The following is a 13,631-nucleotide window of genomic DNA, read 5'->3' as shown; positions in this document are numbered from 1 at the left end:
CTTTTTATTTCTCTTGTTTATAATTTAATTAGGACACTTTTTAAAAGTTTGTCTAATAAACAAAATTTGTAAGGAAGAAATGAAAAAAACACATAAAATGATACTTTCAGGTTTGGCACTTGCGAGTATTTTAAGCCCACTTTCAGCAGTCATGCTGTCTTGCCAAAACATTGAAAAAAGTAAGGATGGTGTTGATATCAATAAATTTGTTACAACTAAAATTTTCAATGGTCTTTTAGAACAAACTAAAGGACGTTGAGCCGGAAATAAAAGTAACATTACAAACTACAACAGTGAAACATTTGCAATTGATCAAGAGCAGTTGACAAATAAAAACTTGAAAAGGTTGTATCCTTTGGATGCTGATGTAAAAGAAGATAAAAACTATGGTAGTTTGCACGCTTATGAATATATCAAGCAACAAGTTATTAATCTAGGATACACTGACCATACTCCAGAATTTTCATACCCAAATCAAAGCGTAATTTCAGTTTCTAAAGATGAATCTACAAGCAAAGAAGTTGCAACTTGAACATTAGGTCAAGATACAAGTGAATCGCAACTATCTGACAAAACTTGAATTGTTTACAACAACTCTTTAGAGCAAAGAAATAGATATCATGATTTAATGAAAAAAGATGGATTAGTTTCACAAGGTTTCTTGTTCCACACTTCAAAGACATATAACAACCTTGGAACAAATCTTATTGTAACAGTTAACCCAAGTTCTAAAAACTTTGAAGCAGGAACTGAACCAAAAGATTTCTATATTGCTTCACACTATGACTCAACAGCTCAAGGACCTAACAAGAGTTCTTGAGGAGCGACTGATAATGCAACTTCAGTTGCAGTAAATTTAGCACTTCTGAAATATTACTCAGATGAAAAAAATCGTGAAGACTTAGGAGTTAGATTGCACTTTGTTTTTGTCGATGCTGAGGAATTAGGAAAACTAGGTTCTTATGCATTCGTTAAACAATTTTTAAGTAGTTCAGATAACAACAAAAATAGTATGAAAGATAATTCCGTTGGAATGATAAATCTTGATACTGTTGCCGGTGGAGATGTATTGTATGTTCACTCACCAGATGCTAAAATGTTTTACTCAAATACAGATAGCACAATTAGAGATCAATTACATGCCATTTCAAGAGCAAAAAGCTTACTCGCTAATAGACCAGATTATCTATTAGAAATTCACCCATACTACACTGCAGGTGAATATAAACCAGGACAGACTGGTTATTGATCTGATCATGCCCCGTTTTGTACTGAAGTAGTTATCCCTGTCGCTTACATAGAAGCAACAAACTTCGCTATTAAATCAAATTATGGTTCTTTTGATGGATATTCGCAAGTAACTAATCCGAAAGCTTGAATTACTAAAGATGGAAAAAACGTTGAGCTAGTAAAAAGTAAATTAAATGGTTCAATAGTTGATGTTTATGATCTACCAGAAGGAATAAAAAGAGAAGATATGGTAGTTGCTGGTAACATTTGACACTCAGACTTAGACCGTTTAGACTGAGTTCAAGCAAACATTGGTAACAAACTATACGAGCAAATGAATGTTGTTTATGAACTATTGATTGACTACTTTAAAATCATTAGTGTTAAAGATAATGAAGGTAAGGTTGTCAACTTACTAATTTAGCACCAAAATCACTCATGCTACTGACAAGAATTTAGTTAGTCAGCACTGAGTGTTTTTTTTTTTTTTTTTTAAAAGTTTCTTGTTCAAATTAATTGAAAGTTATTGTTTTGAGGATTTTTTTGACTTTTGCGTTTAAAAGTTTGTGCAAAAAATCGAGAATAAAAACAAAAAGACTTATTTATGAGAACAAAAAGGACAAAAAGAAGGTCATATTGCAACTTTTTTGCACCAATTTGTTTTTTTTTTTTTTTTTGATATACTTCAAAAACTTTTTTACACATCATCTCTAAAAGTCTAAGGAATTTAATGAAGAAAACTAAAAAAATGGCAATCATCCTATCGATACTAAGCACACTAGTTATAGGAGGTTCTGTTGCTTATGTGATAGCATCACGTTCGCATCAAAAAACAAGTGCTTTAAACACAAAAAATTTAGATAAAACATTGCAAGAAGTTGCAATCTTTTTAACAGAAAATAACTCTAACAATGAATACCAAGAATTGAATCAAAAATATGAATCAGTAATCCAATCAAAGAATAGTTATACAAATCAAAGTCAGATTGAAAAAGATAACAATGATTTAACAGACTTACTAGCCAAAGCAAAAGAGAATCTAGCCTACAGAACAGAGCTAAGAGAAAAACAAAAGCAAGCAGTTTTGCAACCTATTGAAGAAAACACAAAAGTAGTGACTGAAATTGACAATTTCATAAAAGATAATCAAAACAATCTTTCAGAAGAAGAAAAACAACAGCTAACTGATTTCATAACAAAAAATAAAAATGACATAGCAAAAGCCAGTGAAAATAATGACGCTGACAAAATTCAGGAATTAACTAAAGAATTAAACGATAAATTGTCCAATGTTAAGTCACAAGTGACTCAAAATAAAGAAGTTGCTAAAGAATAATCACGCAGTAAATCATCAAAAGCAAGCGAATTGATTGAAAAATTAGATGAAAATCAAAAAGAACAATATTCTAACTCTATTGAGTCAAATACAGCTTCTGACAATGATAATTTAAAGGCTATTATTGAAAAAAATAAAGATTTAGACAAAATTATCAGTGATATTAACAATCAAATTATTGAAAATACTCAAACAAAAGAAGCAAACGATGCTTCTCAACAACAAGCACAAAATTTATTAGAGTCATTATCTAACAACACTGACGTTGATACTCATTCACTAAAACAAAAACTACAAGAAGCTATCGAAAAAAATAATAGTGATTTTGTTAACTCGTCAACTACTGAAAATAAAAAACAAGCTACTAACAATTTAAACACTGAGATTGAAAAAATTCAAAAAGAATTTGAAAGCTTGAAACATCGAAAAGCTGTTGGTGATGCAAACAAACTTATTGATTCATTGAGTAATTCTGATACAGACTCAAATCTAAAGAATAAATTACAAGATATATTGAAAAATAATTCAGTTGCAAGCGATGGTTCAACAAGTAATTTAGAAGACATAACCAAGAAAATTAATAAAGCAATCGAAGAAATTAAAAACATTCAAAACCAAGAGTTACAAGAAGCTAAAAACAATTTAGAAAAGTCACTAGATAAGGCTCAAGAAACGCTTAAATTTTTAGAAGAACTTAATAACCAAAAACCAAGTAACGCACTGAGTGAAAACATCGAAAAACTGAAGAAAGCCTTGCAAGATCAAAACACAGTTGATGCAAAGAACAAGCAAGCATTAACAACACTAAACAATGCTATTAATCAAGCTGTTGAAGATGCTAATAACGAAGTCAAAGACTTGCAACAACTAGCAAAATCTAACTATGATAAGCTCCTAACTAGCGTTAAAGAGTTAAGAAAAAATAGCACTGATGAAAATTTAAATGCATACCTAGACAAAGTAATTGAAGACAATTCAAATCTAAATAACCCAACTACATTGACATACAACAAGGCTATTGAAAATCTAGAAAATGCTAGTGCTAGAGCACAACAAGCTAAAGGCTTTAATACTGAAAAAGACACCATTTTAGACTGAATTGAAGCGAATAACTCTAGTGTTGATCCTAAACTTATAACTGACCTAAAAGACAAATTAAAAGACATTAGTAAAAATTTTGATAACAATTTCAATAATCAAAACTCAAAAGCTAGTGATTTAAGTAATCAGGTTCAAGCATTAAAAGATGCACTTAACAAAGCAAAACTTGAGAACAAAAAGAATGAACTGGATAATCTACAGTCAAAAGTAAACAATGAGTTAAAAGATAATGATAATGATCCAAAAATCAAAGCAATAAAAGAGGAGTATGACAAGCTGTTAGAAAAAGTGAGAAATTTAAACACTGAGTCACAAATAAGTGATGAAACAGTTAAACAACTTGAAGAAACTACTGACAAATTAAAACAACAATTAGCCAAAAGTTTAGAACAACAAAAAGGTAGTGATCTGATTGCAAAAGCTCAACAACTACTTGATGGCAATAGTAGTCTAAATCAACCAAAAGCAAAAGAAGAACTAAGTCAAAAATTAGGTACTTTAAAACAAAAAATCGAAAACAACGAAATTAGTCAGGAAGACTTAGGAAAAGCAATTGAAGATCTTAATAAAGCCATTGATGATGCACAAAAAACTAACAGTGACTTAAATTTAAAAGACAAGATTGAAGAAACAAACAAAGTATTAGAAAATCTTCCTGAAGAATATAAAACAAAACTAAAAGAAAAAATAAAAGAAGTACAAAATGGTACAAAACTTGAAGATTTAGATAAAGATCAAATTGATAAGTTATTAAATGATTTAGATCAAAGTCTTAACAAAGCAAAAGTTGATAATAGTAAAGAAATTCTTGACAAAGAGTTAGAAAAAATCAACCAGCTGACTGAAAATAACACAGAATTAAATCAAAAAGCGAAAGAATTAGCAGACAAAGCTAAAAAAATGGCTTCACAAGATAGTATAAGCGATGCTGAAATTAAAAAGTTGGAAGAGGAAATAAAAGAATTAGATCACGACATTGATAAGCAAAAAGGCAAAGAACTAATCAAAGATATTGAAGACTTTGTCAACAGCCCTTCAAGTAACCAAAATCCTAAGAATAAAATGACTAAATTGCTAGATGAAGCAAAAAATTCTATTGAAAGTAGTAAAACTTCTCCTGAAGAATTGAAACAAAAACTTCAAGATTTAAAAAATGCATATACTAATGCTCAAAATGAGAATGCCAATATAAATCTAAAACAAAAAATTAGCGATGTTGAAGCGTGACTAAACACAAATTCTGTTGAAAACAATCGTTTAGTAAATAGTCCTTCTAATTCTTCTGGAATTCTAAAATCTTCACTAACTAGCTTAAACAACGCCCTATCGGATGCAAAGGTTAAAAGCAATTCGAACGAACTTAATAAAGATGACTTTGACACAATAACAGAAGATTTAGATGCTAAATTAAAGAGAGTAAGACTTGCAAAAATTACTGAAAGCATTAATGTAGAGAACAATGCTTCATTGAATAAATATGTAGAAAAAGCGAAACAACAAGGTTACTTGACTGAAGTATCTTCAATTTCAGAAAATTCAAAACAATTATTAAATGAAGCGCAAATAGATACATCACAAGTAGTAAATTTGGAAAACCGTTTGGACGCATATAACTTGAATATTGCTAAAGAAGGAATGAAATATTACTTAAATAAAGTACAAAATTTCGCAAATCAACCTTCGACACTGCAAGAAATTAAGTCAAAAGCTAATGCTTTGGTGCAAGAGTTAAACGATGCAATTGGTAAAGAAAATATCAATGTAAGTGAAGCTAAACAGTGAATAGTTGATGCAGATGCAAGACTAAATAATCTTGAAGATGAAAATAAGAACATATTAAAAAATAAGATAACTAACCTAGAAACTCAGGTAAGCAGCTGATTATCACAAAACGCTGTACAACAAAACTTAACAACAACGCAAAAAGCACTAAAAGATCAGCTAAATTCTACTCAGTCTGCTAAGAATTCTAATTCAGCAGCAACAATGTTTGAATCACACCAAAATTTAAGTGAGAAATTTGAAGCAGCTAAGATTGAACTTATTAAAAACAATGCTACACTAGTAAAAACTAATTTGGAAACAACATTAAGCGAAACTAATTCGTTACTGGAAAAAGTTAATAATGATTTTGCGTCTCAAGATATACCAGAAAAAACAAATCTAGCAAATATTAGAAATGAAGTGACTCAAGCAATAAGTGAAGCAAGTTACTTAATTAACTCAGATTCGCCTTCAAAAGAAAAAGTTGATGTACTAACAGCAAAAGCTAAAAATTTTGCAAATTCTAAACTAAAAGAAGAACAAAGATTAAACAATCGTTTATCGTTAAAAAACACTATTGCAAGTATAGATGGCCCAAATGATCCTAAACTGACTGAATTTGTAAACAATATGTCATCTAAATATACTGAAAAGCTAAATGATCCAAATATGCCTTTAAGCGAATTAAAAGACATAGCTAATAAGCTGAATAATATTAATAATATAGTTTCTGCTAAGAATACATACAATAAACAAGCTAATGCCATTTTATATTATGCGAATAAATATCCTGGTGCAGCTTATGTATCTGATGTTAAATGAATGTTAGCAAAATATAATCCTATGGCTAATGAACAACTAAGAGAAGACGGAAACCCTGGACTCATTTGATCGTACAAGAGCAAATTTTTCCATGCCTTGCCTGCTATAAATTGAGCAAATAAAGAAGGATTCTGAGTAGCGGACGCTTTATTATGAGAGCTAAGACAAAATGGATCACCATATACACAAGAATTAATTGAAGCCATTGAAAATGCAAACCACTTAGATGGAAAAGATATAAATGAAACTAATGTCAAAGAACCGGTAAACAAATTGCAAAGAGAAATTGAAAGAATCAAACAATTGGAACAAGAGCGTCAGGAAAAATTGAAAACCAGTGAGCAAAGCTAGATAGCAAAAACATTCAAAAAAAACAAATAAACTCTTTTTACTCCACTAATGTGGAGTTTTTTATGCTTTTGGCCAGTTTATAACTCTAAACAAGACACAAAAAAAGACAAGAAATTCTTGCCTTTCATTATGGAAATTAGATCAGTTGGTCAAAAATGTCTTCACCGGTTTCTAGTAATGGACAATCAAAGTTACGAGCAACAATGTTTCCGGCTGTTCCTAAACCCATCAGTGGTTGTTTGAAAGCATGTGGTTTTGTGAAAGATTTCGAAAATACTGTCAGTGGTAACGCTTCACGTGTATGATCACTTCCTGGTCAAGTAGGATCATTTCCATGGTCTGAAGTCATAATCAATAAGTCATCTTCTCGCATTGCATTTATTAGTTTTGTTAGTTTAATGTCAAGACGTGAAATGTTTTCACTGTATCCAGTAGGATTACGACGGTGTCCGTAGTGGCTATCAAATTGAACTAAGTTGACAAAAACAAATTGATTAGTCGAATCAGAAGAAGCAATGTCGATAGCGATATCCATATTTTCATCGTCACTTGCAGGTCCATAAATTGTTTGGATTCCTACTCCTGAAAAAATATCTTTAATTTTTCCAACTCCAATAGTTTCAACACCTTTTGCTTGTAAATCCTCTAGTAAAGTCCTCTTCGGTGGCACGTTAGCGTAGTCGTGGCGGTTAAATGTACGAGTAAAGTCACCATTTTGTCCGATGTATGGGCGACTGATAACTCTTGCTACATTTCATTCTGGTCTAGATGAACAAATTTCTCTTGCTTTTTTAGCATATTCATTTAGTTTGTCTAGTCCTAATGCTTCTTCGTGCCCACAAATTTGCAATGTTGAGTCAGCTGATGTATAAACAATAATTTCTCCAGTTTCCATTGATCTTTGACCTAATTCTTTTAAAATTACTGTTCCACTTTCTGCTCTGTTACCAATAAGCTTACGATTATCTCAAGCTTTTGATAACGCTTCTAGCATTTCTTTTGGAAATCCATTTTCAAGAAACTGAGGACTTGGGGTTTTAGTCAAAATTCCCATCATTTCTCAGTGTCCTGTCAGTGTATCTTTTCCATTTGAAAGTTCATGGATTCTTCCAACATATGCTAGCGGTTTTTTATTTCTTGGCACGTGTCCTGCCATTTTTGCAACTTCAGTAATTCCTAGTTTATATCATGTAGGAATTTTGTAAGGTAAGACTTCTGAGGCGTGTAAAAATGAGTTAGCCCCCTTGTCTCCAAATTCTTCTTGACGTGGTTCAGGACCAATTCCTAGTCCATCAGTTACCAACATAAATATACGTTTAAATTTAGGCATTTTATCTCCTTTGTACTCCTTAATTTTATTACACATTTTTCACAATTATGATATATGGGGTAAAATTTTAATACTAAGCAAAAAGAATGAAATAAGGAGAAATTAAAGACAATGCAAAAAACCAAAATTGTAGCCACAATTGGCCCTTCAAGTGATAATTTAGAAACCATGAAATCGTTGCTTTCAAATGGTATAACTTGTGTCAGAGCAAACTTTAGCCATGGAAGCGGACAAGACCACAAACACAAATTTGATTTAGCTCGTCAAGCAAGTGATGAGTTAGGAGTCAACGTATCTTTAATGCTTGATACTAAAGGTCCTGAAATCAGAATAGGAAAAATGTTAAATGATATTCAACCTATTCAAAAAGATCAAACATTGGAACTTGTGTGTGACCCTAGTCAATACAAAGAAATGGTAGGAAACAGTCAAAGAGTTTGTGTCTCTTATGAAATGCATAAAGACTTAAAAGTGGGTGACACAGTTCTATTAGATGATGGTAAATTACAAACTAAAGTAATTAAAATTGAAAATAGTTCAGTATTTGTCAAAGCAAATAATAGCCACAATCTAAAAACTAACAAGAGAATTAACATTCCTGGAGTTGAATTTTCACTACCATTTATGTCACAAAAAGATCGTGATGATGTCTTATTTGGTATTGAGTATGGTGTTGACATTATCGCTGCAAGTTTTGTTAATAATAAAGAAAACTTGATTGAACTAAGAAATTACATGCACAAACATGGTGGAGATAATATTCAAATTTGTTCAAAAATTGAGTCTCAAAGTGGAGTTAACAACATCGATGAAATAATTGAACACAGTGATTCAATCATGGTTGCACGTGGAGACTTAGGATTAGAAATTCCTTTTTACGAAGTTCCTAGAGTTGAAAAAATGATTATTAAAAAATGTTTAAAAGCCAAAAAACCAGTTATTGTTGCTACTCAGATGCTAGACTCAATGGAAAAAAATCCATTACCTACAAGAGCTGAAGTAACAGATATTTATTGAGCTAATGAACTGGGTGCAGATTCAACAATGTTAAGTGGCGAAACTGCAAGTGGAAACTTCCCATTAGAAGCAGTGAAAGTAATGCATAAAGTAAATCAAGCAGCAAATGAAGATATTTTACACTGTCCTACTAAATTCAAAAATTACATTACTAAAATCTTTAACTATGCTGATGAATCTGAAAAATGAGCTTATGATATGGCTCTAGAACTATTTAACGATGAAAGTAAATACCTTATTGTTTTCTTACAAAACGATATTAACAAGCTTAAAACCTTAGCTAAATATCGTCCAAAACAAGAAATGATTGTTTTCGTAAATGACGAAAATCTTAAAACAAGATTCGGAATTGATTACAACATCAACATTCAAAAACAACTTCTTTCGTATGATGAGTTCAAAAAGTCAGGATTTTCTTCAGAAAAACTAAAAAATTCAATTTTTACTGAAAAAAATAGCAAAATTTTAACTTTTTAGTTCTATAATGGTTTTATAAAAAAACAAATTAAGGAGCTAATATGGGATCATGCTGTAAAGAAAAAACAGCTTGCAAATGCAAATGTGAAAACAAAGAAACCCAATGCAATTGCAAAGTTGACCAAAAATGTAGCTGCAAAGAAAAATGCAACTGCTAATTGTAGTGAAATAGACAGGTTCTTGCCTGTCTATTTTTCTAATTACTTTTGTGTGTTTAAAAAAGTTTCAATTTCTTCTTTGGCAGCTTTAATATAAGCTCCTGGCAATTTTGAGCGACCTAACAATTTTCCACCAAAGTAACGAACAACAAAAACTGCCAAGTTTTCAACATTTTTAAGCTGTAATAAATTCAATAAAGGCAATCCTGCTGAGTTTTTTGGTTCGCCATCATCAAAACCTTTTTCGCTCATTGAACCATCATTGTTTTTAATTCGATATGCATAACAAACGTGACGACAACGTTTGTGTTCTTTATACAGTTGTGCATAATAGTTGTGAATTTGGTTTTCGTTACTAACAGAATAAACATATGCCAAAAAACGAGATTTTTTTATTTCAATTTCATACATACTCAATCTTTTTAATTATAAAGAAATCAACTTGCTAATTGTATAATTGAAGAATGTTAAAAATTGAAGTTAAATACAGCGACAGAATAGACAAATACATTACAAATAATAGTGAAATTACGCGTAACGATGCGCAAGCTTTAATCAATGAAGGGGCAGTTAGCATCGATGGTCAAAAAGTGAACAAAAATAAATTCATTGTCAATGAAGGACAAGTAATTGAGATTGAAAAATTGATTGATAAACAGGTAAAAATTGAGCCCCAAAATATTGGGATCAATATTGTTTATGAAGATGACAAATTGTTAGTTATTAATAAAAAAAGTGGGATGGTAACTCACCCTGCACCAGGAAATTACAAAGATACTTTAGTTAATGCTTTAATGTATCATTTCAAAAATAATTTGAGTAATGAAAATGGTTTAAACCGCCTTGGGATTGTACACCGTTTAGATAAAGATACAAGTGGACTTTTGTTAGTTGCTAAGGATAATGAAACTCACCGTTTTTTAGCAAAACAGCTAAAAGATCACAAAATAAATCGCCGCTATCTTGCGATTGTCGATGGGATTATTGAAAATAAAATCACAAATATTGATTTGCCTATTGGAAGAGATCCTAAAAATCGCCAAAAAATGGCTGTAACCAAAATTAATTCCAAAGAAGCACAAACAAAAGTAACTGTTTTGGACTATGTGAAAATCAAAGATAAAGATAAAACTCTTATTGAATGTGAGCTAAAAACTGGAAGAACACACCAAATTAGAGTTCACCTTTCTTACATCGGACACCCAGTTTATGGTGATCCCGTTTATGGAAAGGATGTAGATGATTTCAAACAAAGATTACATGCTTACAAAATAAGCTTTACTCATCCTAATGGCAATTACATGGAATTTGAAATTGAAATGCCTTGAAAAATGGATAAAGATATTCGCTTAAAAGGATATGATCAGTAATTTAGCAATTTAAGCCTTAGAGTGCTAAATGTGCTATAATTTTATTAATTGATAGGGGGTAAAATGTTTCCACTAATGCCGAAACCACCAACCAAAGAAGAATTGATGCGTGATGAAAAAGCAAAATTCAGACCTTGATTCATTTGAACAGGGATATTGCTATTCTTCTTCTTAGCTTCGACCATTGCCAACTTTGTAATTTCAATCATTCGCAGAGATTTCTATATAACTGCTTTTGATAGTCTATTAAGACAAGCGAATGCTGATGCTGACCAAAGTAGAATAACTGCCACTGCAGTTCAAGAAGCAAATGTAATTATTATTTACCAAACTGTATTTTTATTAGTTACCTTAGCTCTATCAACAATATTTGTAATCAACTTTTTTAGAGCTTTAAAAGATAAGGATTATGGCAAATTTAATCCAACAATGATTAGCTATTCAATCCTAGTTATAGGTTTCATTTTCTTTAGTCAGTACTCAATGTATTCACGTTTACAGACTTTGGGATCACAGGACTGAGTAGCCATTATTTCAATTTGCGAAATTATTTACTTTGTTGCTTGATGAATATTCTTCTGAAGAAAATGTCTGAATGTGATTCGTCAATTCAAAATGTATGAATTATGACAAAAACAACAAGAACTACAAGAAACTATGTTGCAAGGAATGAAAAATCAAAATGGACAATTCCCATTTTTCCCATTTGCACCGTCACAAGACAATGGAGAATCTAAACAACCACAATTTGAAAATAACACTGAACCACACACAGTTGCTACTGAAAATAATAAGTCAGTCGCAATGGATGAAAAAGAAAAAGAAATTTTTGACAAATACCCACAAGTGAAAGATTCAAAATATTGATCTTCATTAAAATCATTAACACGTGAGCAAATGCTAACAATGGCTCACCGCTTAAATATTTTTGAACCAGAAAATTTGTCAGATCTAGAATTAAAAGCAAAAATTACTATGATTTACATTGAAAAAGAAACAACAAAAAGCGAGGCTAACTAATGCTGTTTTTAAGTGAAGAAACTGCTAATACAACTCAAGAAGTAGCAACTAAAGAAAACAATAACAATTTAGCACAATTAGTAGTAGTTTTAGCATTGATAATTTCTGCTTGAATGGCATTTAAAATTGTGTCGTATTTTAAAAAAAGCTTGCAAATTTATCAAGCTGTACAAGGTGAAAAATTAAGAATAAAACACACATATGGACTAAAGAAAAACTTTAATATGTGAGTTTCTCCTGTTATAGCTTTTGCATTATTATTAGCAATTTTCATAGCAGGAATTGTGTTCTTGGCAATTGAATTGACCAAAAAGGAGCATAATTCAACATTATTAATTCTTTATAGTGTGTGAGCAGTAGTTTCAGTTGGAATAATTCTGGCCACTTCGCTATCAATGTTATTAATTTATAGAAAAGTGTACAGTTCTGAACTTTACCAAAATAAAAATTGATCTTCAATATTGAAGGGTGACTTAACAAGAGCATATGGTAATAATGAATATGTTGAAATTACTTTAGATGAAGAAGGGTTGAAAACTAAAAGTTCAATGCTTTACAAAGCTCTTAGTCAAAGAATAGATCAATATAGATTGCTAGGTTCTAAATCTGTTCTAGAACAGTACAAAACAGTATTAGACATCAATTTTGTCGCAGAGTATTTACCACACTATGTTTCTGAATACACACTTTATGGAAATGTATTTAACCCAACAAGTGTTGATGACGAACAAAACATAGAGCCGTCAACACAAGATCCAAGCATTAGAGAACAAATCGCGTGAATGAATGCAATTGACAATAAATTTAGTGCTAAGAAAGATTTTGAACAATCAAAAGCAAATTTAGTGTCTGAGCAACCAAGATCGTCGCAAACTAGAAAAATTCAAAAAGCTAATCTTTATTTCATTAATACCAATGAATTTATGTGACTATCGTCAGAACCGTTTACAAAAATTAACGTTTTAGTAAATAATGAAAGACAAGCATTAAGAGTGCATGAATTACTAAAATTAATTAGTATTAATGCTTGAATTAAACTTAAAAACAATCTTTAATTTCTAAGGCAAACTAGCTAGTCTGGTTTGCTTTTAATTTAGCCCAAAAACAAAATAAAAAATTTTTTAGCACACCGGTTAAGTTGTTGTATAATTATGAATATTTTTAATTTCAATCAAAACAAAAATCATATAGAAAGGACACGATATGCCAACAATTAGTCAACTTATCACTAATGGTCGTAAAGATAAAGTTGTTAAACCAAAAGCACCTGCATTGCTATTGTCATACAACTCTTTACTAAAAAAAGATAAGAAAATTCCGGCACCATTCAAACGTGGTGTGTGTACTCGTGTTGGGACAATGACACCTAAAAAACCTAACTCAGCTACACGTAAATATGCTCGGGTAAGACTTTCAAACGGAATGGAAGTTACAGCCTACATCCCAGGAGAAGGACACAACCTACAAGAACACTCTGTAGTACTAATCAGAGGGGGAAAAGTTAAAGACCTACCTGGAGTTCGTTACACAATCGTTCGTGGAACACAAGATACAGCAGGAGTTAACAACCGTAAACAAGGACGTTCAAGATACGGTGCTAAAAGACCTAAAGCAGCAAAATAATTTAGTACATTTTTGAAATAAAGATATTAATA

Annotated in this window: 10 protein-coding genes; 8 read left to right on the top strand and 2 right to left on the bottom strand. The window is 31.1% G+C overall.

Annotation, left to right across the window (positions count from 1 at the left end; all coding sequences use genetic code 4):
- The first annotated feature begins 79 nt into the window (after positions 1-79).
- The 3 genes from ACSH40_RS02275 to ACSH40_RS02265 all read left to right on the top strand — a co-directional run bounded on the left by ACSH40_RS02275 (position 80) and on the right by ACSH40_RS02265 (position 6,604).
- Complete coding sequence (locus tag ACSH40_RS02275) at positions 80-1,654, top strand: M28 family metallopeptidase (RefSeq protein ID WP_438341378.1); 1,575 nt, start codon at positions 80-82, stop codon at positions 1,652-1,654.
- A gap of 306 nt (positions 1,655-1,960) precedes the next feature.
- Positions 1,961-2,566, top strand: coding sequence for a hypothetical protein (locus ACSH40_RS02270; protein WP_438341377.1), 606 nt, complete (start codon positions 1,961-1,963; stop codon positions 2,564-2,566).
- Between the two features lie 30 nt (positions 2,567-2,596).
- Complete coding sequence (locus ACSH40_RS02265; protein ID WP_438341376.1) at positions 2,597-6,604, top strand: hypothetical protein; 4,008 nt, start codon at positions 2,597-2,599, stop codon at positions 6,602-6,604.
- Between the two features lie 136 nt (positions 6,605-6,740).
- Here the strand turns inward: ACSH40_RS02265 and ACSH40_RS02260 are convergent, their stop codons facing one another.
- A complete protein-coding gene (locus tag ACSH40_RS02260) occupies positions 6,741-7,934 on the bottom strand; it encodes a phosphopentomutase (RefSeq protein ID WP_438341375.1) in 1,194 nt (397 codons plus the stop codon).
- 111 nt (positions 7,935-8,045) lie between these two features.
- On the opposite strand from ACSH40_RS02260, the gene pyk reads away from it, so the two are divergent.
- Complete coding sequence (pyk, locus tag ACSH40_RS02255; protein ID WP_438341374.1) at positions 8,046-9,428, top strand: pyruvate kinase; 1,383 nt, start codon at positions 8,046-8,048, stop codon at positions 9,426-9,428.
- Between the two features lie 200 nt (positions 9,429-9,628).
- Here the strand turns inward: pyk and ACSH40_RS02250 are convergent, their stop codons facing one another.
- The gene (locus tag ACSH40_RS02250) at positions 9,629-9,997 is read right to left on the bottom strand and encodes a YigZ family protein (protein WP_438341373.1); all 369 of its coding nucleotides are present in this window, start codon (positions 9,995-9,997) and stop codon (positions 9,629-9,631) included.
- Between the two features lie 53 nt (positions 9,998-10,050).
- On the opposite strand from ACSH40_RS02250, the gene ACSH40_RS02245 reads away from it, so the two are divergent.
- From ACSH40_RS02245 to rpsL, 4 genes are all read left to right on the top strand, one after another.
- Positions 10,051-10,956: an RluA family pseudouridine synthase gene (locus ACSH40_RS02245; protein WP_438341372.1), complete on the top strand. Its 906-nt coding sequence runs from the start codon at positions 10,051-10,053 to the stop codon at positions 10,954-10,956.
- Positions 10,957-11,031: 75 nt separating this feature from the next.
- Positions 11,032-11,976, top strand: coding sequence for a hypothetical protein (locus tag ACSH40_RS02240; RefSeq protein WP_438341371.1), 945 nt, complete (start codon positions 11,032-11,034; stop codon positions 11,974-11,976).
- Positions 11,976-13,031, top strand: coding sequence for a hypothetical protein (locus ACSH40_RS02235; protein WP_438341370.1), 1,056 nt, complete (start codon positions 11,976-11,978; stop codon positions 13,029-13,031). The genes ACSH40_RS02240 and ACSH40_RS02235 overlap by 1 nt, the downstream gene beginning before the upstream one ends.
- 148 nt (positions 13,032-13,179) lie before the next feature.
- Positions 13,180-13,599 carry a 30S ribosomal protein S12 gene (gene rpsL / locus ACSH40_RS02230; protein WP_438341369.1) on the top strand — a complete coding sequence of 140 codons (420 nt, stop codon included), beginning with the start codon at positions 13,180-13,182 and terminating at the stop codon, positions 13,597-13,599.
- The last annotated feature ends 32 nt before the right edge of the window (positions 13,600-13,631 follow it).

Source organism: Mycoplasma sp. 3341 (genome assembly GCF_051549855.1).
Classification (GTDB): domain Bacteria; phylum Bacillota_I; class Bacilli_A; order Mycoplasmatales; family Metamycoplasmataceae; genus Metamycoplasma.
This window is presented reverse-complemented; position numbering and strand designations above follow the sequence as displayed.